Source organism: Enterococcus rotai, assembly GCF_001465345.1.
Lineage (GTDB): Bacteria > Bacillota > Bacilli > Lactobacillales > Enterococcaceae > Enterococcus_L > Enterococcus_L rotai.
The window spans coordinates 1970102-1994113 of the sequence record NZ_CP013655.1; the positions used below are offsets into that span (position 1 = coordinate 1970102).

The following is a 24012-nucleotide window of genomic DNA, read 5'->3' on the forward strand; positions in this document are numbered from 1 at the left end:
AATTTTCCACGTTCACGGTACCAGATATCTGGTTGCCAATCCCAGGTAAATCCATCTTTTTCTAGCAAATCAAACGAAGCATCAGGACCCATAGAGCCTGCCGCATAATTAGGGAAATCAACGGAGGTTTTATCCCAAGCTTGACGAATGATATCAACGATGCGCCAAGATTGAGCAACTTCATCCCAATGAGAGAAGTTGGTTCCATCACCATTTAAACTGTCCAATAATAATTTTTCATAGGCTTCTGGACTGTTCCCTGTTGTTTCTGCACTATGACGATAATCTAATTTGACTGGTGTCGTCGTGAAGCCTTGACCAATCTCTTTTCCATTTAATGTCATAGAAAATCCTTCTGTTGGTTGAATATAGATCGTTAAGACATTTGGTGGCAAATCTGTTTTTTCACCACATTTGTCGATGTCGTCTTTAAAAACATTGACTGGTACTTGTTTGAAGACAATATTGATTCGTGTTCCTTTTTCAGTTAGACGTTTCCCAGTACGGATGTAGAAAGGAACGCCTGACCAGCGGAAGTTATCGATCAAGAATTTACCTGCAACGAATGTTTCTATTTGTGAGTGTTCATCAACATTTGGTTCTTCACGATAACCAACAAATTGCTGATCATCTAATTTTCCTTCACCATATTGACCACGAACAAAATTCTCCAAAGCTTCTTTTTCTGAATACAAGCGGATTGCTTGTAAGGCTTTGACCTTTTCTGCGCGGATTTCTGCTTCTGAGAAAGCGACAGGTGGTTCCATTGCTAATAATGCAACAACTTGTAAAATGTGGTTTTGAACCATATCTTTTAAGGCACCACTGTGATCATAATAGCCACCACGATCTTCAACACCAAGACTTTCTGCAAAAGTGATTTGAACATTATCGATATAGCGATTATTCCATTGTGATTCGAAAATGTTATTGGCAAAACGAATCGCAGAGATATTTTGAATCATTTCTTTACCTAAGTAATGATCGATTCTAAAGATATCTTTTTCTGGGAAAACAGCACGAATTTCTTCATTTAGTTGGTAAGCAGAAGCATAATCAGCACCAAACGGTTTTTCGATAACTAAACGATCAAAACCGTTGTCTGTTAGGATTTTTTGTGATTTTAAATGTTGAACGATCGTTCCAAAAAATTGTGGGGCCATAGCTAAGTAGTAAATGTGATTACCGCCTAAATCGTATTTGTCATTTAAAGTATCGGATAATTTTTTTAACGTATCGTAGTGCTCAGAGTCATTGACATTGTGTGCTTGATAATAGAAGTGACTTGAAAAGGCATCAGCTTCTTCTTTTGTCGGATTTAAGTCTTTGATTGTTTCACGAACGATTTCGCGGTAGTAATCATCAGACCATTCTCTTCTTGCTGTGCCGATCACAGCAAAATGTTCAGCCAAATTGCCTTTACGATATAACCGGAATAAAGAAGGATATAATTTTCTTTTGGCTAAATCACCAGTGCCGCCAAATATAGTAAATAGAGCTATTTTTTCATTCATTTCATTTCCCCGCTTTCATAATGGAGGTTGTGACAGAATTTTTTCTGAAACCACCAGTTCTTATAATTTATCCACAAAAATAGTGCTTGCTGCTTTATAACTAATCGCTAACTTCTTTGTTTCGTTACTTATACTGATTGGACCTTCGTAAGCTGCAATATCATTGATCGTGTATTCTTCATGAATTTGCAGATCAATCGAAACAAGATAATCCAATAAATCTTTTTCATCTAAAACGCGAGCAATACGAATCGTAGTTCCAACAGGATAGTCGATTAACGTTTGACGTTTTTCTTCGTGGACTGGCTGATCATCTCCGGGGATGACACCGCCATGAGGACAAAATTTGGGTTGATCCAAATAAGCAGATAAACGATTTGCTAACGTTTGAGAGGTAACATGTTCCAAGACTTCCGCCTCATCATGAACTTCATTCCATGAGTAGTTTAAATGTTCAACTAAAAATACTTCCCATAAGCGATGCTTACGAATCAGTGTACTTGCTTTTTTCAAACCTGACTCGGTTAATTGAACACCTTGATAGGGTGAATGTTCGACCAATTTTTCTTTTACTAATTTTGAAATCATTTCGCTGACAGAAGCTGCTGAAACATCTAAGCCCGCGACGATTTGTTTATTGTTGATTTTATTTTCATCGCCACCTAATTCAAAAATCAGTTTTAGGTAGTCTTCGCGATTTGGGGTCATATCGTTCATCCTTTCAAAGAAGCCATCAGCATAAGTTTATCAGAAAATTGTTTTTTTGACCATTTAATAATATGTTAATCTTGAAAAAAATGTGTGTTTGACTTTTTGAATCTACAAATAGGGAACAAACACTTGATTGATAACGTTTTCTCGGTTTTTTTGGCTTACATTTTAGTTTAAATTGGTGAGTACAGGATTATAAAAAAATGGATTGTTAAAATAGAATTAGAATTTTTGAGCAATGAGAACACCAGTTGATCAACGTTTTATATAATAGAACAAGACTTTTAAGTGAACTTTGCTTTATAATGAAAGTATCATCTTCGAGGAGCGGACAAAATATGAAACAAAAACAATACATTTTATCGATAGATCAAGGAACAACCAGTTCAAGAGCAATCATCTTCAATCATGATGGACAGGAAATTGCCAAAGCCCAAAAGGAGTTTACTCAGTATTTTCCAAACCCTGGTTGGGTCGAGCATGACGCTAATGAAATTTGGAATTCAGTTCAGTCTGTGATTGCAGATGTGCTGATCGAATCAAAGTTAAAGCCTGCTCAAATCAAAGCAATTGGGATCACGAATCAACGTGAAACAACGGTTGTTTGGGATAAACAGACAGGCGAACCGATTCACCGGGCCATTGTTTGGCAATCTAAGCAAACAAATGAATTAGCAGATGAACTGAAAGAAAATGGTCATCAAGAGTTTATTCAAAAACGAACAGGCTTGATCATTGATTCTTATTTTTCTGCAACTAAAGTAAAATGGCTGCTGGAGAATGTCAAAGATGCCAAAGTAAAAGCACAAGCTGGACAACTATTATTTGGTACGATCGATACCTGGCTATTGTGGAAACTGACGGGTGGGAAAGTACATAAAACAGATTACACGAATGCTAGTCGAACGATGCTATTTAATATTCATTCATTAGATTGGGATCAGGATATCTTGGATATTCTGGGTGTTCCAAGAATGATGTTGCCGCAAGTATGCTCAAATGCAGAAATCTATGGTTATACGGAAGACTATCATTTTTATGGAGAAAATATCCCGATTGCTGCAATGGCTGGTGATCAGCAGGCGGCGCTCTTTGGTCAGGCGGCTTTTGAAAAAGGAATGGTTAAAAATACGTATGGCACAGGTGCATTTATTGTGATGAACACAGGGGAGCAAGCAATTTTATCTGATAATGGTTTATTGACTACGATCGGTTATGGAATAGATGGCAAAGTCAATTATGCTCTAGAAGGAAGTATTTTTGTGGCAGGCTCTGCCGTTCAGTGGTTACGCGATGGATTGAAATTGATTGAAAAAGCTGAGGATTCAGAAGCATTAGCAAATCAAGTCACAGATTCGGACGGTGTGTATGTTGTACCAGCCTTTACGGGGTTGGGAGCGCCATTCTGGGACCAGGAAGCCAGAGGAGCAGTTTTCGGTTTAACAAGAGGAACAACAAAAGAACACCTGATTCGTGCAACATTGGAGTCGATAGCCTATCAAACCGCTGATGTGATCAAAACGATGGAAAATGATTCTAAGATTACAATTAAGCGATTAAGAGCGGATGGCGGAGCTTCAAAAAATGATTTACTGATGCAGTTCCAAGCAGATATCATTGACAAACCAGTAGAAGCGGCTGATTTTTCTGAAACTACAGCTTTAGGTGTTGCTTATCTAGCTGGTTTAGCTGTTGGTTTTTGGCAAGATTTAGCAGAAATTAAAGCATTTGCTCATCATGGCAAACGATTTGAAGCACAAATCAACGATGCTAAGAGAACGGAACTGTATGATGGCTGGAAAAGAGCAGTTCAGGCAACGATGGCTTTTAAGCCGACAGAATAAAGCATGTGAGGAAGGTGCAGGATGATGACGTATCGACCCAAAGTTTGGCAAGATTCTGTAAATGATTATCAAGAAGTAGCTCCTGATGTACGTTTAAGTTCCTATATACAATCGTATTGGATTAGTTATACAGATTCATCTAGCCCGCCAAGTAGAGTCATTCCTGATTTGTGTTCCGACGTAATTGTGCAATTGAGCACTGAATTAGATGTTTTACAGGTCAATATTTGCGGTCCCAGTACACACTTTTTTTATTCATATTCGGATCAGCCACTGATTTATTTTGGTATTCGGTATTATTTAGGCGGCATGTACCCTTTTTTAGGTCAGTCTTTTAAAGGGTTGAAAGATCAGTTGCTGGAGTTAGCTTTGTTTGAAAAAGGTATAGCGACGGATTTGATTGCGTGTTTATCTGGGCAAGAGTCCCTTAGTGCTTTGATCGAGAGTGCAAATCTGTATTTTTTAGAACGTTTGAATCGTTTAACTGTAAAAAAAATCTCAGCACCAATCCAGACATTTTTTGAAGAACATTATCGAGGGATCAGCTATTCTGAAAGTATTGCGAGTAGTTCTTTATCTGAACGCACTTTACAACGTACATTTAGAGAAGAAACGGGTCTTTCACCGTATGAAGTATTTGATGTTTTACGTTTTCAAAAGGTTTACCAGGAATTGGTCAGTCGACCAACGATCGATCATCTGGACTTAGTCGAAAAATATGGTTTTTTTGATCAAGCACATTATTCTCAAAAATTAAAAAAGATGACGGGATTATCACCACAGTCAATTCGTCAGCATGTCGGAATTTTACAAGACAATATCTAAGCCTGCAACTATAATGGGGAAAAGAAATGGAGGGAATCAAAAATGAAACTAGATATGGTGGGAATCATTGTTGAATCGATGGAGGAAGCAATTTTATTTTATGAGCGATTTGGTTTTGAAGCTCTAGGAGAAAAAGAGGCTGATTATGTAGAACTGAATAACGAAGGAATGCGTATCTCACTAAATACCAAAAAAATGATTGAAGGAATTTATGGTTATCTGCCAAAAAGTGCAGGGGATAAAATCGAATTAGCTTTTATTTGTGACTCTCCTGCAGAAATCGATCAATTATGCGAAAAAATGAAAGGGTTTGGCTATGAACTTTTTCGTGAACCTTGGCAGGCTTTTTGGGGTCAATATTACGCAATCATCAAAGACCCAGACGGTAATTTATTGAGCTTGTTTTGCAATGGGGAGAAGGGGGCAGCGAATGCAGGATAAAATTCAGTATTTAAAAGATGAAGCAAGAAAATGGCCAGGAGCTACAGTTGAGTATCGGGAAGATTGGGATTGCGATTATTTTGGCATTGAGAAGAAATGTTTTTGTATGCTTGGAACTAATAAAGCGGGTGATTGGGTGATGACCGTTAAAGGTGATCCCGCAGAAAATGAATTATTACGAGAACAATATTCAGACGTCGTTCCTGGATATTATGCTAATAAAACCCATTGGAATTCCTTTTTACTAGAAAATTCTTCTTTTACCGAAGAACAGTTAGCTCTATTTTTAAAAAAATCGTATCGGTTAGTTCTTGAAAAATTACCTAAGAAGGTTCAATTGAAGTATCAATAAACACAAAAAAGGCAAAACTTAGCCTTCAATAATAGTTAATACTACATTGCCTTTTTTATGCCCCATTTCTACATATTCATGAGCTTGGGCTGTATTTGCAAGTGGATAGGTTTTATCAATCGTGGCTTTGAATTGCTCATTTTCAACTAATTCTTTAAGCAGGTTTAGATCATCTGTAAGTTCTTTGACCATGCCTTTGGAGACCGAGACAAATTTTCCATTTTGATCGGTTAGTTTTTTCGCTTGCGTTTTATTCAATTTTCCGACTGCATCAAAAACAATATCGTATGTTTTGTTTAGTGTATTGAAATCTTCTTTCGTGTAGTCGATCACTTTATTAACGCCTAACGAGCGGACTAGATCAAAATTTTGAGCGCTACAAACGCCAGTAACATTTGCGCCAAAATAAACAGCAAGTTGTGTTGCTGCTGTGCCAACAGCTCCAGAAGCACCGTAAATCAAGATTTTTTGATTAGGTTTTATGCCAGATTTTCTTAAAAAATGAAGAGCTGTTGTTCCACCGAAAGCTAAAGCAGCAGCATCTTCAAACGTAGCATTTTGTGGCATTAGTGAAACAACACTATTTTCTGTCAAACAGATATACTCAGCATAACCGCCAAATTTCATGCCAGTCAAAGCAAATACGGCATCCCCTACTTTGAATTTTCTAACATTTTTGCCAACTGCTTCAATAACGCCAGAAAGTTCAGTTCCTAAGATTGGTTGTCTAGGACGTTTAAAGCCAAACATGATCTTCATGATTGGGCCATATTTTTTTGCTCCTCTAACGACACAATCACCAGAAGCCACAGTTGTAGCATGGATTTTTATTAGAATTTGATTATCTTTGGGTTTAGGCTTATCGACTTCTTGTAACTGAAGAACATCAGGTGCTCCATAGCCTGTGCAAATGATTGCTTTCATTTTTTTCCTCGATTCATTTAATGTTGTCTTACTGTCCTTTATAAGAAAAAACTTCTTCTAATGGTTGATTAAAAACTTTAGCGATTTTAAAGGCTAATTCTAAAGAAGGGGAGTACTTTTCCTGTTCTAATGAAATAATGGTTTGTCTAGTAACACCAACAGCATCTGCTAGAGCCTGCTGGGTCATTTCTCCATGCATAAATCGCTGTTTTCGGATGGAGTTGTTGATCAAAGACTTGCCCATAATTAATATCCTCTTTCATAATAAAAAATGTAAGAAGCATAGGAAATAACAGCTGAGACTAATACAGTGAGAGCTAAAATAGTAAACATTATAGAAATCGGTTGATGGATCGCTAGAGCACCCATTGCTAAAAAGAAACCAGCTGCCATTAAAAAGCATAGGTTACGAACCGCTCTTAATTCAATCAAGCGATCTCGTTCATCAGAAATTGTTGGGGCTTTATTCTTACTCAATAGGTTATTGACAAGATTAAAGATAACCAATACAGCAATGTTTGTGATAACCAAAAAGAATAATAATGTTAAAAAGAAGCTTCCCCATAACGAAAGAGCATCGACCTGAATTGAATGCAGTTTATTTAAGTGACCTAAGTATAAATAAAAGAAAACTGCTACATTTGAAATAAGTAAAACTAGTGCTTTTTTTGATTGGTAAATCATGATGAACCTCCTAAATAATAGTTGTTTTGTTCAACCTATTTTAATTATTAAATACGCTAAAACCTCAAAAAGATGAACCCTTGGTGTGTAAATAGTTTCTGTTTGAGTATTTTATTTTTGTATAAATGTTTATTCAGGTTGTTAAAACGTTTATACATACAATAACACACAAAAAAAGTCGTGTCAAAACATTTTGACACGACTTTTTTAATTTTAACTATGCAAATACCAGTTGATTAATGTAATCACCCAAATATGTAATGGATAGAATACATAAAATAAATATTTAAAGAACGGATTATTGCTGCCTTTTTGACCGTTATATAAATGAATAAAAGGAATGACTGTCAGAAATAGAAATTCTGGATTTCCTTCAAGCTGTACTTTGATCATCTCAAAAGAATATTCGGGTAAACCAAGTAGAGGCATGATGATCAAAGGAATTGCCAAAATAAGATAAGAAATATTTCTTTTTTTCGCATTGTCTCTGAAGAAATAACTTAGTAGCATAAATGGTATAACCACAAGCCCGCCTTCTGCGGGAATCAAGCCTAAAGTAGTAACCAAGGTCAAAATAATTACTAAAAGTGTTGAGGTTATTTTAAAGAAAGGTTCCTTTATTCGTATAGCAAAATCGATTAGTGTTAAAATCGTCACACCAATAGCTAAGGTAAGAAAAATGTTATTGTAAGCATAATACATCGGCTCTTTGATGAGCAGAGTGTTGATCAAAGCATTACCTGTAAACATGATAGCAGTCCAACCGTAAAGACGCATTAAATATTTTTTTCGACTGCTTGTATAATGGAAGCCTTCTACTGCCATAAAGGCAAAAAATACAGCAACGCAGCGGGTCAACATATGGATCGGTGTACTGAATTGTGGTGGTAAAAGTGGAACAAGATGATCAAGTAGCATCAAGCCCATCATAATCAGTTTCAATTGATTTCCGTTCATTTTATTCTCCTAATTAATTGTTATTTTATTACTTTTTATAGTATAAAAAAAATAACTGTTTTTGGCGTGGGAATCAACGAACAATTGTCTTACAAAATTGAGAGTGAGAAGTAAGATGAACGTTTATTACAACAATTTACTTCTGATAGAAAAAAACAAATCAATCAGCATTTGAAGGCTCAAATGGTATTTCCATTACTTTAAAATTATGATAAGCTTGAGTATAGGTTGGTTAGCGATTAAAAAAGGAGAAAAAAATGAAAAAAACTGTATTATTTTATGGGGTATTGGTATTACTATTAGGAGGCTGTGCCGCAAAAAGTGAATCTGACTCTGCATCTAGCAGTTCAGTCAAAGAGGCAAGTGTATCCAGTACAACGAGTGAAAGCTCGACTAAGGAAGCGGAATCTACTACTAGTACAAAGAAGCGTAAATCAAAAAAAGTAAAGACACCTTCTAGTACAACTGAAAGTAGTAAGAAAGAAACAGTGAAACAAACAGAGGCAAATGGGCAGCTTTTTGTGCCTAATCCAGAAGAAGATGATGAAGAGGTTTATTATGAGTCATCAGGAGATGGGAACATATCAGCGTTTGTTCCAGATTATTCACAATATGATAAAGAACAAGTGATCAGCAAACTAGGGGAACCAAGTCAGATCATCACAGATAGTGCAGCGATTCGCGATCGATTGGAAGAGAGCGAATGGCAATTGATCAAGGAACAGTTTGATCTAGGTAAGTTAACTGAAGGACAAGCAAAAGCCTTTATGTTTGCTACGAAAGATTTATCATTAGCAGCAGCGATAAGTATGGAGCTAGAATTATTAGTGTACGATGATCAAAGCAAACCTAATGTTTATCTATCAGAAAATAGCGTTAAGTTTATTACACCAATGACAGACTATATTGAGTTTACTGGGAAAATCAATACTATATAAATTAATTTAAAGAGAGAGACTAGCAATGGTTTTCTCTTTTTTTTTGCTATGATAGCAATTGTTTATCTGGAAAATCTATGCTATTAATTAACTATTAAATCGAAGATGAAAGAAGTGGCTGTATGTGAAAAGTAATTATTTATGTGAATACCAATCAAATTTATTCAGTCTGTCACAACAAGAACATGAGGAGCAAATCAAGATCATTCAGTTGTTTGTAGAAAATGGCCTGATAAAAATCGGTACAAAGACCTATCCGATTGTGTATGGGGATGTTTATTTTATAAATGCTGGGGAAGGCTACTCTATTGTTGAAATAGAAGAAGAGCTAGTACAAAATACGATTATGATTTCGGCTGATCATGTAAAAGAATTAGCCAAAATGTTGGATTTTGAATCTGAATATTATAAAATTTTTGAAAAAAAAGGTCATTTTCATGTGGCATCTCCTCATTACAAAGCGATTGATCGGCGTTTTAAAGAAGCCTTTAGTGTAGCTGCAGCAGACAAACCATTTTCAAAAGCGTTATTTGTTTCACGAGTATTTGAATTGCTCAACTATGCTGTTGTGGCTCTAGAAAAAAGAAAATAAAAAAGTTGAGAATAATTGTTGACTCTCCCCTAGCTGGAACCTATATGATAAGTTTGTCTCGAGACAAGTAAAAAAATAGTTGCTTTGAAACAAAGTGAATAAAATGAACTGATGTTGAAAAGTACAAGGTGAAGCGAAGCGGAATGGTGTCACCATATCTAGCTACGTGAGCTAGACTTTCGGAAAAAAGATAAAAATTGAATGTGACTAAGAGCGTCACAGTCAATTTTTCCTATTTTCGTGTCAAGGCTGGACAAGCTCTTTCAGCTTTTAATGTTATCTAGCTGCACGGGCTAAACTCTATGAAAAAAGATAAAAGCTATCTGTGACAAAAAGCGTCACAACTATCTTTTCCTATTTTTCTACGAGTTTAAACGAGCCCGTTACGCTTTTAAATTAGGAGGTAATCATGTTATCAATTGGTGATTTTTCAAAGGTTTCCCAGGTTACGCCCAAAACACTACGCTATTACGATGAAATCAACTTACTAAAACCAACGTCTACAGATGTTAAAAGTGGTTATCGTTATTATGATGTAAGTCAGCTTGAAACCATTCTTTTGATCAAGAGATTGAAAGAATATACATTTTCCTTAGAAGAAATTAAACAAGTTCTTGAAAGTAAACAGGATCAAGAACTGTTACAGGTAACGATCAATAAAAAGAAAAAGGAAATCAGCCAAAAGATGCAGAGTTATTCCCGATTATTGGAGCGTATCACTGATGATTTATCGATATTAGAAAGGGGAAATAAAATAATGTCTTATTTGAACACAATTGAAGTTAAACTTACAGAAGTACCAGAAATGAATCTTTTATATCTTAGAAAACAAATGAATGTCAATGAATATGGTCGCTATATAGGAGAACTGTTTGGTCGTCTGACTGCAGAAAAATTTACGCCCACAGGACCGCCACTAACAATTTACCATAGTCCAGATTTTGATCCAGAAAATACCGATATGGAATTAGCCGTACCGATTGTTGAACAAAATGAGCAAACGAGAACTTTTCCTGTGAGTCTATGCGCAGTGTCTACGTATACTGGTCCTTATACAGAATTATCTTCAGTATATAGCAAGATTTTAAAATGGATCGAAGAACAAGGGTACATAATGAATGGAGCACCATTTGAAATCTATCAAACAGATCCTAATACCACTGCACCTGATAAAAATATAGTTGAGATCTATTTTCCAGTAGCACTTTGATAAAATCAAGTTGAATAATGTCATTTAACAGTGATCCCTCAGATTATTAGTCTGTGGGGTTGCTGTTTTATTTGTAAGAACCAAGTTAAAAAAGGTTTAAAATAAGCCTTGAAAATCATTTTAATAGGCATTACTCTTATTCATGAGAACGATATTGATCAATAGCCTCTCAAAATTAAAGGAGGACACAACACATGAACATTGAAACAATACCCAGCCAACGAATTTTTTATATAAGAAGAATTGGAGAATATGGTACTGGAAATTTGAAGCTGATGACAACCTTAAAAGAACGACTAAAACAAGCAAATCTGTTTAATGAGGATCTAGTTATTTATGGAATTGCCTGGAGTGGACCAAACACGCCGAAAGAACAATGCGTTTATGATGTTTGTGTAACTGTATCAGCAAGCCAGAAAAAGATTGAAGGAATGGAAGAATCTGTACTCGAAAGTGGTAAGTATGCGATTTATAAAGTAAAACATACTAAAGAAGCCGTTCAAGCTTTTTGGATGGAGTGGGGGCAATCAGATATTCAAAATAAACAATCATTTGTAGTTGATTTTGATCGTCCCATTTTAGAACGATATCGTGTAAAACAAATTGATACGGGGTACTGTGAGTTTTGTGTACCGATTGATTAATTAGAAATTTGAGCTGAAGAGGTAGATTTTTCTTTTTGCAGGACTAACAACTTCAGCTCAACTTTACGTTATTAATTAAATTTTAGTCAAAAATTCTTTCGATTTCTTTTTGTTTGTGGACAATAAATTCCAACATATCGCGATTTGCTTTGGCTAGTTTTTTAAACGTCAGATCATCATTATCTCTATCACCAAAATAGGTTACACAAATCATTTGAATCCCACAAATAACGTAAAATACAGCAGATTTTTCAGCTTTTGTTAATGGATTTATTTGGTCGTAACTTTTCAAAATCAATGTGAGGAGCGGCAACCAGTCATCATAACGGTCTGAGGTCATTTGGCTTAAGATGCTCGTTGCGCAATAGCAAGGATCAACCAAACGAATATTCTGTTCAACTAAGTCGAAATCAATAAAGCCATTGACTTTATTCTCTAAAAATAAAATATTCTCGAAGTTGGGATCACGATGAATCATTTGGACTGGGAGTTCTGTATAAAGTTTGCTAAATATTGTTATATAATTGTTGAAAAAGAGTTCTGGAATGGCTAAGTTCCATTGCTTTACCTGATTTTCTACATCAGGTAGAGCCCATTTTTTTACTGTTTCAAATAAATTAGAGGGATCGCATAAAATTTGTCCTTCTAACGCTATAAATGCGTTATGCAACTGAGCAATCGCTGTGCCATAAGCAATTGGGTAGAGCTCTTTTTGGAAAATAGTATCGACTGTTAATGGCGACCCTTTGATTCCTTTTTTCAGAACCAACAAAGCTTTATTCTCAACGAACGACTGCCCGTTGATTGTTGGGATCGGTATTGAGGAGGCAAATCCTTGTTTGGCTAAAGCTTCAGCAATGGCAATATTTTTTAACTCACCGTTGCGATCCATGGTGTGGTGTAAAAATGCATCAGAGCCTATTTTCCAAACCATTTTTTCTTGTTGAATCCCATTGATCGTTGAGCATTTTTCAATGGTTGTCACAGGATCGATCAGCCAATTGTTTAAAACCGTTTTAATTTCGTGTTTATTTAAATTCATTAATAGAATCTCTCTCTCTTTTTTTTCATTAAGTTCATTTTTGTAAATTGCCAGATACCGTTTAGGAGAACAACCATACTCTTTTACAAACGCTTTATAAAAGCCTGCGTAGGTATCAAAGCCATATAAAAAGGCTGTATCGATCGCTTTTTTTCCAGAAGCAATTTCATAGAGTACTTTTTTTAATCTTCGATTTAAAATATATGCGGATAAAGACATTCCGACAGCAGCAGAAAATTGTCGATAAAAATAATAGACAGAATAACCTACTTGATTAGCTAAGCATTCGGCTGTAAGTGAGTTATCCAGATTTTTTTCAATATCATTTAGTACTATAGTCAACAGTTCTGGCGGCATGATTGGTCTCCTCTTTTCATGAATAATTACAGTATACATGATTTCTACAAGGAAAAGATTTCCTCTAGTGCGTAATTTAAATTTTGCAAAAACTATTGACTATATTTGGTTTTCGTGATAGATTGTTTAAAAATATATGAGAAAAAAATGAAAAAATACTGACCAGAATAGTAGATGAGTTGCTTCGTTTTAGAGAGTTTCCGGTTGCTGTAAGGAAATAGCGAAGGATCATTGAACACGCCTGTGAATTATTTTTCTGAAATCAACCGTTTAGCTTAACGAAATTAAGTTCGTTTTCTGAATTCAGTAGGAAAAATCGGAGAGCCCGTTATCGCTTCTTAGTTTATCTAACTAACAGAGGTTTTTACTGTGAAGTAAAAACAAATCTGAGGTGGGACCACGTGAAACTTATTCTCGTCCTCTTGGCTTATTTGCCAAGGGGACGATTTTTTATTAGTTGGCTAGTAAGTATAGAGGGAGAACGAAGTGGGATGTTGTTACTGTATGTTATCTAGCTTCGCGGGCTAGCACTACGCTCTGCTCCGATCTCAACAATTCCTAAGAGCTAAAGCTCTAAGGATTGAAGGTCTTCGGAAAAAAGATAAATTCTAAATGAGGCAAAAAGAACCTCAGTTAGAATTTCCTATTTTTCTGTCAGAGCTGGACGAGCCCGCTACGCTTTTAAATTTAGGAGGAAAGCATATGAAATGGAATCGTAGTTTACCGTCAGGTACAAAGGATAAGTTATTTCGAGAAGCTAATGGTGCCTATCAATTAGAGCAACAAGTTAATGATATCGTGAAAAAAAGAGGGTACCAGCGTATTGATACGCCAGTGATCGAATTTGAAGATGTGTTTTATAGTGAAGAAAAAAATGAGAAAGAATTTTATCGTTTTTTTGATAAACAAGGTCGCTTACTTGTTTTACGGCCAGATATGACTATGCCAATAGGGCGTGTAATTGCCACAACAGGAATTCAACCACCACTTAAACTATCTTATAGTGGAAAAGTCTTCCGTTCAAACGATGATATGTTAGGGGAACAAAATGAACTGACACAAGCTGGTATCGAATTGATTGGCTATTCCTCTTTGAAAGCAGAAGTTGAATGTCTCTCTTGTGCTGTTGAAATTTTAGAGGAACTAGAGATACCTAATTTTCATTTTGAGTTAGGTCATGCACAAATTTTTCGTTTGATTGTAACATCACTGGGATTAGACGAGACAGCAAAAACAGAACTTCAAACGTATTTTAATCATAAAAGCTTAACAGATCTTCAACGATTCGTTGCTACTTATCCTAGTGAATTAGATGCATTTATCTGTGCAATTCCCAGATTGTTTGGTGAAGTCGAAGAGGTCTTGCCAGTCGCTAAAACATTATTGCCTAATGAGTCCAAAATCATTCCAGTCATCGATGAACTAGAAAAACTAATGAGTATTATTAAGAGCTATCATGAAACTATTTCATTGACTGTCGATTTAGGGTTAATAACATTGATGGATTATTACACTGGTGTATTGTTTAACGGGTATGCCGATTTAGTTCCAGATATTTTTTTACGAGGTGGCCGATATGATCATTTGGCGGAACAATTTGATCATCCGATGATTCCAGCCGTTGGATTAGGCATCAATTTAGATACCTTGGTTACATTACAATACCAACTAAACAAGCTTGCAGCTTTAAAACCGCCCACAACGCTAGTTCATAGTTCTTTAGCACAATTGGGCAGAGCAGAATCCTTGGTAAAAGAGCATCCTGATTATCAGTTATCGTTATTTGAAACATTGGAAGAAGCGATAGAATATGCTGAGAAATGGCAGTATCGACAGGTGATGGAAGTGCTAGAAAATAAAACACATGTAATAAAGGTAGGTGACCAAAATTGACACAATTAACGATTGCCCTAACGAAAGGGCGTTTGGAAAAACAGACACTAGCTTTATTTGAACAAGCAGGGATCGACATTTCGTTTATACAGGACAAGCAACGAAAATTGATTTTTATTAGCCCTGATCAACGCTTTAAATTTCTTTTAGTAAAAGCGGCTGATGTGACGACTTACGTGCGTCATGGCGTAGCAGACCTAGGAATCGTTGGGAAGGATGTCTTGATTGAACATCCAGTTGGTTATTATGAAATGTTGGATTTAAAGATTGGTGTTTGTAAATTTTCTGTTGCATCAACAAAAAATTATCAACCAGATGATTATAAACGAAAACGGATTGCAACGAAATATCCAACAGTTGCTTCTGAACATTTTCGTAGAAAAGGCGAAGATGTTGAGATCATTAAGATCGAAGGATCTGTGGAAATTGCACCAGTTTTAGGATTAGCGGATGCAATCGTCGATATTGTCGAAACAGGAACAACCTTAAAAGAGAATGGTTTAGAGATTTTTGAAGATATCTGTCCAGTTTCAGCGCGAGTAATTGTAAATAAAGCAATGCTTAAACGTAAAAGACAAGCAATCTTTCGATTGTTTGATGAATTAGAGAATGTGATCGGAGGAGAAACGATATGAACTGGCTGACGGGAAGCACCACAGAAATTTTGACTGCATTAAAAGCGGAGGTAAAGCTAGCCCAAGAAGACAACCAAGAGATAGAAGAACAAGTTCGTCAGATCATTCAACAAGTCATTCAAAATGGTGATAAGGCACTAAAAAACTATTCAAAAAAATTCGATCAAGTTGAGCTTAAGGACTTGTTTATATCAAAAGAAACAATCGATTTGGGCTACAAACGAGTAGAGGATGAAGTCATCAAAGCTTTGGAGGCGGCTAAAGAAAATATTGTGAGTTACCATCAAAAGCAAAAACAGCATGACTTTATGGATACAGAAAAACCGGGTGTACTACGGGGGCAATTAGTGTTACCTTTAGCTCGTGTAGGTGTTTATGTACCAGGAGGGACGGCAGCTTATCCTTCTTCTGTATTAATGAACGTTCTACCAGCTAAGATTGCGGGAGTTGAAGAAATCATCATGGTCACTCCTCCTTCAGTTGATGGCATTCCAGATGTAATCTTAGCGGCAGCCAAAATCGCTGGTGTAGATAAGATTTTTCAAGTGGGGGGTGCTCAAAGCATTGCAGCCCTTGCTTACGGGACTGAAACGGTACCGAAAGTAGACAAAATTGTCGGACCAGGTAACATTTATGTAGCGACAGCTAAAAAACAAGTCTTTGGTACCGTTGGAATCGATATGATCGCAGGACCTTCTGAAATCGGGATTATCGCAGATGAAACAGCTAATCCTGCATACATTGCAGCGGATTTACTGTCGCAAGCAGAGCATGATACGCTTGCCAGAGCGATCCTAGTAACAGATTCAAACCAGCTTGCAGAGCGAGTTGAAAAAGAAATTTATCGACAATTAGAGACATTACCGCGCAAAGAAATTGCAAAACAAGCAATCGAAAATCATGGAATGATCATTATTGCTTCAACAGTTGCAGCGATGTTTACGATCATGAATGAGATTGCCCCAGAACATTTAGAAGTTCAGTTGCTCGATCCAATCAGCTATTTACATGAAATCAAAAATGCTGGATCGATTTTTTTAGGCGACTATGCATCAGAACCAGTAGGAGATTATTTTTCAGGAACAAATCATGTGTTGCCAACAAGTGGTACGGCAAAATTTTATTCACCGTTAGGCGTTTATGATTTTGTGAAGTATAGCCAAGTCACCTATTATACAAAAGAAGCCTTAGCGCAAGCGAAGGACGCAATAGCACTCCTTGCACGAAAAGAAGGTTTAGAAGCACATGCAAGAGCAGTTGAATATCGGTTTAAGTGAGTCTAGAAAAGAAGATTTTATACTGGGGGAAAAATAATGAGAACAGCTAGTTTAAAAAGAGAAACTGCAGAAACAAAAATTGAGTTGAAACTTGATTTAGATCGTCAAGAACCAGTTACGATCCAAACCGGAGTTGGTTTTTTTGATCATATGTTGATTCTATTTGCTCGTCATAGTCGTATTTCGCTGGAGGTCAATGTAGAGGGTGATTTGGAAGTAGATAGTCATCATACTGTGGAAGATGTCGGGATTGTTTTAGGGCAATGTATTCGTGAAGCGCTAGGAGATAAGACTGGAATCAATCGCTATGGTACTAGTTTTGTGCCAATGGATGAGTCTTTAGGTATGGCATCTTTAGATCTAAGCGGTCGTTCCTATTTAGTGTTTGATGCGGTATTTGATAATCCTAAACTTGGGGATTTTGATACAGAATTGACAGAAGAATTTTTTCAAGCATTAGCATTCAATACCCAAATGAATTTACATTTAAAAATCTTGCATGGGAAAAATACGCATCATAAGATAGAAGCCTTGTTTAAGGCAACTGGGCGAGCATTGAGAGAAGCGATAACCGAAAATCCTGATATTCAAGGGGTCAACTCGACGAAAGGAATTTTGTAGATGATTATTATCATTGATTATGATACTGGAAATACCCGTAATGTTCAAAAAGCCTTAGAGTTTGTTGGATTAGAGAATAAAATTTCTGCTGATCCTGCTGAGATACGAAAAGCAGATGGCTTGATTTTGCCAGGAGTCGGAGCTTTTTCAGTAGCGATGAAAGAGTTGGAACAACGAGGCTTAGTGAGTGTGATCCAAGAAACAGCTCAAAAAGGGACGCCGATTTTAGGAGTCTGTTTAGGCATGCAGCTACTATTAGAAGGTAGTATGGAAAATGGCTTTACAGAAGGATTGGGCTTGATCGAAGGGCTGTGTGAAAAACTACCTGACGATCCTGATTTACCTGTTCCTCATATGGGGTGGAATCAACTTGTAGTAACCGAAGAAACGTCGCTGACAAAAGATGTGTCTAAAGAGTATGTCTATTTTGTTCATTCTTATTATGCCGATTGTGAACCCGATGTGATTGATGCAATTGCTCAGTACTCCATTAAAATACCTGCAATGATCTCAAAAGGAACTATTTATGGGACACAATTTCACCCTGAAAAAAGTAGTGAGGCAGGCTTACGGATTTTAAAAGGATTTAAGGAGGTAGTGGAACATGTACGTTTTACCAGCAATTGATATTAGAGAAGGAAAAGCAGTTCGTTTAGTTCAAGGGGACTTCCTCCAAAAAACGATCGTCAATCATGATCCCGTAGCCCAAGCACAAGAATTTAAAGACGCAGGTATTCAAATGATGCATGTTGTTGATTTAGATGGTGCTTTGATGGGGAAAGCGGCCAATGCGCCTTTAATCGAAGCTATGAAAAAGGCAACTGGCTTAAAAATCGAAGTTGGTGGTGGTATCCGTACCTTAAAACAAGTAGACGATTATGTGGCACTGGGAATCGATCGAATCATTATTGGTTCAGCAGCTTTAAGTGATCCTGAATTAGTCAAAGCAGCGGTCAAAAAACATGGGGATAAAATTGCTGTCGGAATCGATGCTAAAAATGGAAAAGTTGCTGTTAGTGGTTGGTTAGATGTGAGTGAAACAGACTATTTACAGATGGCTAAGGAAATGGCGGCAATTGGTGTCAAAACAATTATCTACACAGATATTTCTAAAGATGGCACGTTAGCCGGACCAACTTTTGATGATTATGCACAGCTGGCAAAGATTGTACCGAATGTACAAATCATTGCTTCAGGTGGGGTTAGTAGCAAAGCTGATTTAGTGAAACTAGCAGAATTAGGGCTGTATGGTGCAATCGTCGGAAAAGCTTTTTATAATGGGACCATTACCTTAGCTGATATGCTGGAGGTGGAACAAATTGCTGACTAAACGTATTATTCCTTGTTTAGATGTTACAGATGGACGAGTAGTCAAAGGAATTAATTTTGTTGATTTACAAGATGTTGGAGACCCAGTAGCGATTGCACGGACATACAATGAACAAGGTGCCGATGAGTTAGTTTTTTTAGATATCACTGCTACGAGTGACAAGCGTGAAACGATGATCGAAGTAGTCGAACGGACAGCAGCAGAAGTATTTATCCCTTTGACTGTTGGTGGTGGCATTCGGAGTGTTTCCGACATGAAAAGAATGCTGCAGGCAGGGGCCGATAAAATTTCTCTTAACTCAGCGGCAATTCAACGACCAGCGCTGATCCAAGAAGGGGCTGAGAAATTCGGTTCACAGTGTATTGTTGTCGCAATTGATGCTAAACGAACAGGTGATTCATGGCATGTTTTTGTTAAAGGCGGACGTGAAGATACAGGATTAAATGCGATAGAGTGGGCTAAAAAGGCAGTGGCTTTAGGTGCTGGCGAAATTTTACTAACTAGTATGGATGCAGATGGTACTAAAGCAGGATACGATCTGGCATTGAATCAAGTTATTTGTGAGGCTGTCAATGTTCCAGTTATCGCGTCAGGAGGATGTGGTAGCGCAGCAGATATTGTAGAAGTCTTTGAGCAAACTAAAGTCAGTGCGGCTCTAGCTGCTAGTATTTTTCATTATGGAGAGGTAAAAATTCCAGAATTAAAAGAGTCCTTGGCGCTTAAGGGAATGGAGGTACGTCGATGAAATTAGATTTTAGTAAAGGTCTATTACCTGCAATTATTATAGAAGAAAAAACAAACGAGGTTTTGATGCTAGCTTATATGAACGAAGAAAGCTTTGAGAAAACGCTCGAAACAGGAACAACTTGGTTTTACTCAAGATCCCGTCAACAGTTATGGAATAAGGGTGAGACTAGTGGGAATAGTCAAAAAGTAAAAAGCATCGTGACCGATTGTGATTCAGACACGTTACTTATCACTGTTGAGCAAACAGGACCTGCTTGTCATACAGGACAGCATAGTTGTTTTTTCAATGTAATTCTCTAGCTATGTGAGCTAGTCACTACGCTCTGCTCCGATCTCATCAATTCCTAGGAGCTAAAGCTCCAAGGATTGAAGGTCTCGGAAAAAAATAAATAAAGGAGGTAAAAAGACATGCTTGAAACACTCTATGAAGAAATCCGCGCGCGCAAAGAAACGCCAAAAGAAGGCTCCTATACAAATTATCTATTTGATCAAGGGCTAGATAAGATTTTAAAAAAGGTTGGTGAAGAGGCAACAGAAGTGATCATTGCCGCAAAAAATAACCAAACAGAACTTGTTTCTGAAACATCTGATCTGATTTATCATATGTTAGTCTTACTCGTTGAACAAAACATTTCACCAGACGAAATCAAAGCAGAATTAACGAAGCGTGAAGGGAAACTAAGTAAAACCACCGAGCGGAAACAAATTGATACGCTTTAAACGAACCAAAAACTAAAAGAAGCGTCCCACATAAAACAATTACGGGGATCGCTTCTTTTAGTTTTCAGTTGGGCAATCAAAAGAATTGGTTGCTTCTAAAACATAAGTAGCATCATCTGCTTCATCGTATAACGAAGCAGGTTTATCATTTAGACATTGAACAATTAAATGATAGCCATATTCATCTTGGGCGACTAAGCGTTTAGTTGTTAATTCAACTAACATGTAACTTAATTTTTTACCATCGATAATGATTTGCAAATCATCTTCGATCTTTAAGGTATGTTGGGTGGCTTTGACTTTATTAACGAACCACCAACTGCCCAAATAACTCTTATATAAAGTAGGAATATCTGAATCAGCCTGCTGTTTTTCTTGTTGTTTTTTTAAGAACAATGAGCCGGCAATCCCCGTAATAAGTGATGCACCTAAAAATAATGACCAATGTTTTTTCATAGTATCATTCTCCTCTAAAACAATCATAGCACGAAATTAAAAAACAAACTATTCGAAAATCTCTTCCTATAAAAAAACTTAATGAAGTCCTTATTCTTTTTAATTTTAAGTAGATTGTCTATCTGTATTTTCCGTTATATAGAACTACGTTTGTCTGAAAAGTTTGACGATGCTTTTTCATTCAAAATATGGTATTGTTTTGAAGAAAGGGTGGTACAATGATTACATATCCCAACGTGTATTTAGCGCATTTTATTGATAGGCCAAATCGTTTTATTGCACAGTGTCGTTTACAAGAGACCGGTGAAATAGTAACGGTTCACGTAAAAAATACTGGCCGCTGTAAAGAACTATTTCATCCAGAAGTTGAAGTTGCTTTATCTTATCAGCCTTCTCCAAAGAGAAAAACAGAGTATGATCTAATTGCGGTAAAAAAAAATGATGCATGGTTTAATATCGATAGTCAAGTTCCAAATACACTGGCAGCTCAGGCAATTCAAGCTGGGACCATCATTTTACCAGGCTTAAATGGCGAAATTATTTCGGTAAAAAGAGAAAAGCGTTTTGCCCATTCACAGTTTGACATATTAGTAGAAACGAATACCGGCCATCAAGCTTTTGTTGAAGTGAAGGGGATGACCTTAGAAAATCACGGAGTAGGGGCCTTTCCTGATGCACCAACGTTACGTGGCTTAAAACATGTAACGGAATTGATCGAAGCCACAAAAGAGGGGTATCAAAGCTATGTATTGTTTGTTGTTCAATTTGAAAAAGTTGAAATAGCAACGATCCATACAGCGATGCAGCCAGCTTTAGCAGAAATGATTTTATCAGGACAAAAACAAGGGTTAAGCGTCATTGCTTACAATTGTAGTGTCACTCCTGATACAATAGCAATAGAACATCAGGTACCGTTTGATGTTGCCAAAACGTTTGAAGATCCAAATTCAGAAAGGTGAGGGTAAAGATGATTCACTTAGGTATTATTGGAACAAACTGGATTAGTCATCAATTTGTCAAAGCAGCGTTGGAAACAAACCGCTATGATTTGACAGCAGTCTATTCACGCAAGTTAGAAACAGCTCAAAAATTTGGTGAAGAGTATGGTGATGTTGAATATGCAACGGATTTAAAAACATTTTTCGGGATTGCTCATATGGATACGGTTTATATCGCGTCACCGAATTCACTCCATTTTGAACAGGCGAAACAAGGCATTTTAGCTGGCAAAAATATTATTGTTGAAAAACCAGCTTTCTCAACACCGGAAGAAATGAACGAAATTATTGAGTTGGCTAATCAGCAAAAAGTCTTCTTTTTTGAAGCTGCTCGTAATATCCATGAGAAAAGTTTCAAAAAAATTGCTGACCTATTGCCTTTAAAAAATCAAATTATAGGTGCAAATTTCACCTATATGAAATATTCTTCACGCTACGACCAAGTGTTGGATGGTCAAGAACCAAATATTTTTTCACCTCATTTTTCAGGTGGGGCTATGGCGGATTTAGGTGTCTATTTAGTCTATGCCGCAGTGGGTTGGTTCGGTATGCCAAATGAAAGTCATTATTTTGCACGAAAAATCCCAACAGCTGTTGATGGAATTGGCACAGCGATTTTAAGATATGATTTATTTGATGTAACGTTACAAACAGGAAAAAATGCAGATTCCTTCTTAGATTCTGAAATTTATTTTGATGGCGGTACGTTGATCTTAGATAGTGTCAATGCGATTTCAAAAGCTGAATATCACGATCGCAACCATCAAGAACGTGATATCATCTCTGTTACGACCGAAGAAAATCCAATGATCGAAGAAGCCAATGATTTTGCTGATATCTTAGAAAATCCTAACGATTCGACAATGGGTGTGCGTTACGAGGAGTGGGTCGAGTTATCACGCAACGTAAATAAAGTATTAACAAGTTTAAGAAAAAGTGCTGGCATCGTTTTTGATGCGGACAAAGCATAAACAAGTTTAATCAAGAAAGGACTATTATGACATTTATCAACCATTTACCAGAAGCCTTGCAAGAACATTGGCAGGCTTCTGGTTTTAGCGAGCCATCGATGATTCAAGAAAAGAGTTTCCATCCTTTGCAAGAAAAGGAAAACGTCTTGGGGATTTCACCAACTGGATCAGGAAAAACGTTGGCGTATGTCTTACCATTACTTTTAAATGTAGAAAAAGACCAAGGTAGCCAACTGTTGATTTTAGCACCTTCACAAGAATTAGCTGTGCAGATCAGCCAAGTTGTACGGGATTGGGCAACACTTCTGCAATTAAAAACTCAAAGTCTGATCGGCGGAGCCAACGTTGGTCGACAAATCGAGAAACTAAAAAAGAAACCAGAAATTTTAGTCGGAACACCAGGCCGCGTACTAGAATTGATCAAAACCAAAAAAATCAAAAGCCATTTGCTAAAGACAGTTGTGCTGGATGAAGTCGATCAACTCTTTCATGATAAAGAATTGAATTTAACCAAACAAATTTTGACAAGTGCACCAACAGAGTTTCAGCTTGTCTTTTACTCAGCGACTGCAGATCGAGTGGTAGAAGAAGCACAAAAATTAACAGATCAATTGACGATTATCGATGTAACAAATGAAGATCAGTCAAGTGGCGTCGTCAATCACTATTTTATGGCTTTATCATCTAGAAAGAAAAGTGACTATTTAAGAAGTTTGGCTTATACACCAGATTTTCGAGCTATGGTTTTCTTCAATCAAGTTGCTGATTTGGGCTCGGTTGAAGAAAAACTGATTTATGAAGGATTAACAGTGGTTGGACTTGCTTCCGATCAAAATAAAACATTACGGAAATTGGCGATCGATCAATTTTCTAAAAAAAGAGCTGTAATGCTTTTAACAACGGATATCGCGGCAAGAGGCTTGGATTTTGAAGCTATTCCATTTGTTGTGAATGCCGAAGTTCCTTTATCGGAAGAAAGCTATATCCATCGTGCAGGACGTGTTGGAAGAATGGGAGCAGCGGGCTCTGTCATTACCTTTGTTAATGATGCGACGAAGAGAGATTATCAACGATTGATGAAAAAAATCGAACTTCCTTCTAAGGAAATTTTTCTATACGATGGTGCAATCCATCTGAACAGAAAAGAAAAAAGTACAGTCGAAGAAAAACACTCAAACACAAAATTACCGCACAAAAAAGACCCAGTAACCACACAACAACCAAGCAAACAGACGGCTAAACCTAAAAAAAGGCCAAAAAGCAATAAAAACAAAGGGGCTAGACGGAAACCGTCTCAACCTGAAGCATAGTAACAAGTAAGAACGTCAT

General features: G+C 36.9%; 28 protein-coding genes and 1 other annotated feature. Of the genes, 20 read left to right on the forward strand and 8 right to left on the reverse strand.

The window, feature by feature from the left end; genetic code table 11:
- Positions 1 to 1514 (reverse strand): glucose-6-phosphate dehydrogenase (gene zwf, locus ATZ35_RS09105; protein WP_208926968.1); only part of this gene is annotated, 1514 nt, incomplete at its 3' end.
- Positions 1515 to 1574: 60 nt separating this feature from the next.
- On the reverse strand, positions 1575 to 2222 hold the full coding sequence (gene efaR / locus ATZ35_RS09110) for a transcriptional regulator EfaR (protein WP_208926969.1): 648 nt from the start codon (positions 2220 to 2222) through the stop codon (positions 1575 to 1577).
- A 341-nt stretch (positions 2223 to 2563) separates the two neighbouring features.
- Here efaR and glpK point away from each other — a divergent pair, with 341 nt between their 5' ends.
- Genes glpK through ATZ35_RS09130 form a run of 4 tightly spaced genes read left to right on the forward strand, consistent with a single transcriptional unit; the run spans position 2564 to position 5687 of the window.
- Entirely contained in the window at positions 2564 to 4069 is a 1506-nt protein-coding gene (gene glpK / locus ATZ35_RS09115; protein WP_208926970.1) for a glycerol kinase GlpK, read from the forward strand.
- Between the two features lie 21 nt (positions 4070 to 4090).
- Entirely contained in the window at positions 4091 to 4894 is an 804-nt protein-coding gene (locus ATZ35_RS09120; protein ID WP_244148139.1) for a helix-turn-helix domain-containing protein, read from the forward strand.
- Positions 4895 to 4936: 42 nt separating this feature from the next.
- A complete protein-coding gene (locus ATZ35_RS09125) occupies positions 4937 to 5335 on the forward strand; it encodes a VOC family protein (protein ID WP_208926971.1) in 399 nt (132 codons plus the stop codon).
- On the forward strand, positions 5325 to 5687 hold the full coding sequence (locus ATZ35_RS09130; RefSeq protein WP_208926972.1) for an MmcQ/YjbR family DNA-binding protein: 363 nt from the start codon (positions 5325 to 5327) through the stop codon (positions 5685 to 5687). The genes ATZ35_RS09125 and ATZ35_RS09130 overlap by 11 nt, the downstream gene beginning before the upstream one ends.
- Before the next feature lie 18 nt (positions 5688 to 5705).
- On the opposite strand, the gene ATZ35_RS09135 is transcribed toward ATZ35_RS09130, so the two are convergent.
- The 4 genes from ATZ35_RS09135 to ATZ35_RS09150 all read right to left on the reverse strand — a co-directional run bounded on the left by ATZ35_RS09135 (position 5706) and on the right by ATZ35_RS09150 (position 8252).
- Positions 5706 to 6611, reverse strand: a complete 906-nt coding sequence (locus tag ATZ35_RS09135; protein ID WP_208926973.1) for an NAD(P)-dependent alcohol dehydrogenase — start codon at positions 6609 to 6611, stop codon at positions 5706 to 5708.
- 28 nt (positions 6612 to 6639) lie between these two features.
- Positions 6640 to 6840, reverse strand: coding sequence for a helix-turn-helix transcriptional regulator (locus tag ATZ35_RS09140; RefSeq protein ID WP_208930457.1), 201 nt, complete (start codon positions 6838 to 6840; stop codon positions 6640 to 6642).
- Positions 6841 to 6857: 17 nt separating this feature from the next.
- Positions 6858 to 7295, reverse strand: coding sequence for a hypothetical protein (locus ATZ35_RS09145; RefSeq protein ID WP_208926974.1), 438 nt, complete (start codon positions 7293 to 7295; stop codon positions 6858 to 6860).
- A 213-nt stretch (positions 7296 to 7508) separates the two neighbouring features.
- Complete coding sequence (locus tag ATZ35_RS09150; protein ID WP_208926975.1) at positions 7509 to 8252, reverse strand: TraX family protein; 744 nt, start codon at positions 8250 to 8252, stop codon at positions 7509 to 7511.
- A gap of 257 nt (positions 8253 to 8509) precedes the next feature.
- Here ATZ35_RS09150 and ATZ35_RS09155 point away from each other — a divergent pair, with 257 nt between their 5' ends.
- The 4 genes from ATZ35_RS09155 (at position 8510) to ATZ35_RS09170 (ending at position 11636) form a co-directional block, all read left to right on the forward strand.
- Complete coding sequence (locus ATZ35_RS09155) at positions 8510 to 9190, forward strand: DUF4947 domain-containing protein (protein ID WP_208926976.1); 681 nt, start codon at positions 8510 to 8512, stop codon at positions 9188 to 9190.
- A 124-nt stretch (positions 9191 to 9314) separates the two neighbouring features.
- Positions 9315 to 9782 (forward strand): hypothetical protein, encoded by a 468-nt coding sequence (locus ATZ35_RS09160; protein WP_208926977.1) that lies wholly within the window; start codon positions 9315 to 9317, stop codon positions 9780 to 9782.
- A gap of 409 nt (positions 9783 to 10191) precedes the next feature.
- Positions 10192 to 10992, forward strand: a complete 801-nt coding sequence (locus tag ATZ35_RS09165; protein WP_208926978.1) for a MerR family transcriptional regulator — start codon at positions 10192 to 10194, stop codon at positions 10990 to 10992.
- A gap of 194 nt (positions 10993 to 11186) precedes the next feature.
- Positions 11187 to 11636, forward strand: coding sequence for an AraC family transcriptional regulator (locus tag ATZ35_RS09170; protein WP_208926979.1), 450 nt, complete (start codon positions 11187 to 11189; stop codon positions 11634 to 11636).
- Positions 11637 to 11718: 82 nt separating this feature from the next.
- On the opposite strand, the gene ATZ35_RS09175 is transcribed toward ATZ35_RS09170, so the two are convergent.
- Positions 11719 to 13035 (reverse strand): helix-turn-helix domain-containing protein, encoded by a 1317-nt coding sequence (locus ATZ35_RS09175; protein ID WP_208926980.1) that lies wholly within the window; start codon positions 13033 to 13035, stop codon positions 11719 to 11721.
- Positions 13036 to 13184: 149 nt separating this feature from the next.
- Positions 13185 to 13460: a binding site (T-box leader), on the forward strand.
- 277 nt (positions 13461 to 13737) lie between these two features.
- On the opposite strand from ATZ35_RS09175, the gene hisZ reads away from it, so the two are divergent.
- The 9 genes from hisZ to hisE all read left to right on the forward strand — a co-directional run bounded on the left by hisZ (position 13738) and on the right by hisE (position 20258).
- Positions 13738 to 14928 (forward strand): ATP phosphoribosyltransferase regulatory subunit, encoded by a 1191-nt coding sequence (hisZ, locus tag ATZ35_RS09180; protein WP_208926981.1) that lies wholly within the window; start codon positions 13738 to 13740, stop codon positions 14926 to 14928.
- Entirely contained in the window at positions 14925 to 15563 is a 639-nt protein-coding gene (gene hisG, locus ATZ35_RS09185; RefSeq protein ID WP_208926982.1) for an ATP phosphoribosyltransferase, read from the forward strand. Before hisZ ends, hisG begins: the two co-directional genes overlap by 4 nt.
- Positions 15560 to 16840 carry a histidinol dehydrogenase gene (gene hisD / locus ATZ35_RS09190; protein ID WP_208926983.1) on the forward strand — a complete coding sequence of 427 codons (1281 nt, stop codon included), beginning with the start codon at positions 15560 to 15562 and terminating at the stop codon, positions 16838 to 16840. Before hisG ends, hisD begins: the two co-directional genes overlap by 4 nt.
- Before the next feature lie 36 nt (positions 16841 to 16876).
- Entirely contained in the window at positions 16877 to 17461 is a 585-nt protein-coding gene (gene hisB, locus ATZ35_RS09195; protein WP_208926984.1) for an imidazoleglycerol-phosphate dehydratase HisB, read from the forward strand.
- Positions 17462 to 18088 (forward strand): imidazole glycerol phosphate synthase subunit HisH, encoded by a 627-nt coding sequence (hisH, locus tag ATZ35_RS09200; protein WP_208926985.1) that lies wholly within the window; start codon positions 17462 to 17464, stop codon positions 18086 to 18088. It abuts the gene before it with no gap.
- Complete coding sequence (hisA, locus tag ATZ35_RS09205; protein ID WP_208926986.1) at positions 18066 to 18791, forward strand: 1-(5-phosphoribosyl)-5-[(5-phosphoribosylamino)methylideneamino]imidazole-4-carboxamide isomerase; 726 nt, start codon at positions 18066 to 18068, stop codon at positions 18789 to 18791. The genes hisH and hisA overlap by 23 nt, the downstream gene beginning before the upstream one ends.
- A complete protein-coding gene (gene hisF, locus ATZ35_RS09210; RefSeq protein ID WP_208926987.1) occupies positions 18781 to 19536 on the forward strand; it encodes an imidazole glycerol phosphate synthase subunit HisF in 756 nt (251 codons plus the stop codon). The genes hisA and hisF overlap by 11 nt, the downstream gene beginning before the upstream one ends.
- Positions 19533 to 19838: a phosphoribosyl-AMP cyclohydrolase gene (gene hisI / locus ATZ35_RS09215; protein ID WP_086280227.1), complete on the forward strand. Its 306-nt coding sequence runs from the start codon at positions 19533 to 19535 to the stop codon at positions 19836 to 19838. Before hisF ends, hisI begins: the two co-directional genes overlap by 4 nt.
- 108 nt (positions 19839 to 19946) lie before the next feature.
- The gene (gene hisE, locus ATZ35_RS09220) at positions 19947 to 20258 is read left to right on the forward strand and encodes a phosphoribosyl-ATP diphosphatase (RefSeq protein ID WP_208926988.1); all 312 of its coding nucleotides are present in this window, start codon (positions 19947 to 19949) and stop codon (positions 20256 to 20258) included.
- A gap of 57 nt (positions 20259 to 20315) precedes the next feature.
- Here hisE and ATZ35_RS09225 read toward each other — a convergent pair whose 3' ends face one another.
- Positions 20316 to 20714, reverse strand: a complete 399-nt coding sequence (locus ATZ35_RS09225) for a DUF4828 domain-containing protein (protein ID WP_208926989.1) — start codon at positions 20712 to 20714, stop codon at positions 20316 to 20318.
- A gap of 221 nt (positions 20715 to 20935) precedes the next feature.
- Between ATZ35_RS09225 and sfsA the strand changes: the two genes are divergently transcribed.
- From sfsA to ATZ35_RS09240, 3 genes are read left to right on the forward strand one after another with little or no spacing between them, the layout of a single operon-like run.
- A complete protein-coding gene (gene sfsA, locus ATZ35_RS09230; RefSeq protein ID WP_208930458.1) occupies positions 20936 to 21673 on the forward strand; it encodes a DNA/RNA nuclease SfsA in 738 nt (245 codons plus the stop codon).
- Positions 21674 to 21681: 8 nt separating this feature from the next.
- Positions 21682 to 22683 carry a Gfo/Idh/MocA family protein gene (locus ATZ35_RS09235; RefSeq protein WP_208926990.1) on the forward strand — a complete coding sequence of 334 codons (1002 nt, stop codon included), beginning with the start codon at positions 21682 to 21684 and terminating at the stop codon, positions 22681 to 22683.
- 26 nt (positions 22684 to 22709) lie between these two features.
- Positions 22710 to 23993, forward strand: a complete 1284-nt coding sequence (locus tag ATZ35_RS09240; RefSeq protein ID WP_208926991.1) for a DEAD/DEAH box helicase — start codon at positions 22710 to 22712, stop codon at positions 23991 to 23993.
- The last annotated feature ends 19 nt before the right edge of the window (positions 23994 to 24012 follow it).

What these genes read in the sequence shown, in the direction of transcription:
- efaR (WP_208926969.1), bottom strand. Translation starts at nt 2,222, where the DNA reads ATGACCCCAAATCGCGAAGACTACCTAAAACTGATTTTTGAATTAGGT.
- glpK (WP_208926970.1), top strand. Translation starts at nt 2,564, where the DNA reads ATGAAACAAAAACAATACATTTTATCGATAGATCAAGGAACAACCAGT.
- ATZ35_RS09120 (WP_244148139.1), top strand. Translation starts at nt 4,091, where the DNA reads ATGATGACGTATCGACCCAAAGTTTGGCAAGATTCTGTAAATGATTAT.
- ATZ35_RS09125 (WP_208926971.1), top strand. Translation starts at nt 4,937, where the DNA reads ATGAAACTAGATATGGTGGGAATCATTGTTGAATCGATGGAGGAAGCA.
- ATZ35_RS09130 (WP_208926972.1), top strand. Translation starts at nt 5,325, where the DNA reads ATGCAGGATAAAATTCAGTATTTAAAAGATGAAGCAAGAAAATGGCCA.
- ATZ35_RS09135 (WP_208926973.1), bottom strand. Translation starts at nt 6,611, where the DNA reads ATGAAAGCAATCATTTGCACAGGCTATGGAGCACCTGATGTTCTTCAG.
- ATZ35_RS09145 (WP_208926974.1), bottom strand. Translation starts at nt 7,295, where the DNA reads ATGATTTACCAATCAAAAAAAGCACTAGTTTTACTTATTTCAAATGTA.
- ATZ35_RS09150 (WP_208926975.1), bottom strand. Translation starts at nt 8,252, where the DNA reads ATGAACGGAAATCAATTGAAACTGATTATGATGGGCTTGATGCTACTT.
- ATZ35_RS09155 (WP_208926976.1), top strand. Translation starts at nt 8,510, where the DNA reads ATGAAAAAAACTGTATTATTTTATGGGGTATTGGTATTACTATTAGGA.
- ATZ35_RS09165 (WP_208926978.1), top strand. Translation starts at nt 10,192, where the DNA reads ATGTTATCAATTGGTGATTTTTCAAAGGTTTCCCAGGTTACGCCCAAA.
- ATZ35_RS09170 (WP_208926979.1), top strand. Translation starts at nt 11,187, where the DNA reads ATGAACATTGAAACAATACCCAGCCAACGAATTTTTTATATAAGAAGA.
- ATZ35_RS09175 (WP_208926980.1), bottom strand. Translation starts at nt 13,035, where the DNA reads ATGCCGCCAGAACTGTTGACTATAGTACTAAATGATATTGAAAAAAAT.
- hisZ (WP_208926981.1), top strand. Translation starts at nt 13,738, where the DNA reads ATGAAATGGAATCGTAGTTTACCGTCAGGTACAAAGGATAAGTTATTT.
- hisD (WP_208926983.1), top strand. Translation starts at nt 15,560, where the DNA reads ATGAACTGGCTGACGGGAAGCACCACAGAAATTTTGACTGCATTAAAA.
- hisB (WP_208926984.1), top strand. Translation starts at nt 16,877, where the DNA reads ATGAGAACAGCTAGTTTAAAAAGAGAAACTGCAGAAACAAAAATTGAG.
- hisH (WP_208926985.1), top strand. Translation starts at nt 17,462, where the DNA reads ATGATTATTATCATTGATTATGATACTGGAAATACCCGTAATGTTCAA.
- hisA (WP_208926986.1), top strand. Translation starts at nt 18,066, where the DNA reads ATGTACGTTTTACCAGCAATTGATATTAGAGAAGGAAAAGCAGTTCGT.
- hisI (WP_086280227.1), top strand. Translation starts at nt 19,533, where the DNA reads ATGAAATTAGATTTTAGTAAAGGTCTATTACCTGCAATTATTATAGAA.
- hisE (WP_208926988.1), top strand. Translation starts at nt 19,947, where the DNA reads ATGCTTGAAACACTCTATGAAGAAATCCGCGCGCGCAAAGAAACGCCA.
- ATZ35_RS09225 (WP_208926989.1), bottom strand. Translation starts at nt 20,714, where the DNA reads ATGAAAAAACATTGGTCATTATTTTTAGGTGCATCACTTATTACGGGG.
- ATZ35_RS09235 (WP_208926990.1), top strand. Translation starts at nt 21,682, where the DNA reads ATGATTCACTTAGGTATTATTGGAACAAACTGGATTAGTCATCAATTT.
- ATZ35_RS09240 (WP_208926991.1), top strand. Translation starts at nt 22,710, where the DNA reads ATGACATTTATCAACCATTTACCAGAAGCCTTGCAAGAACATTGGCAG.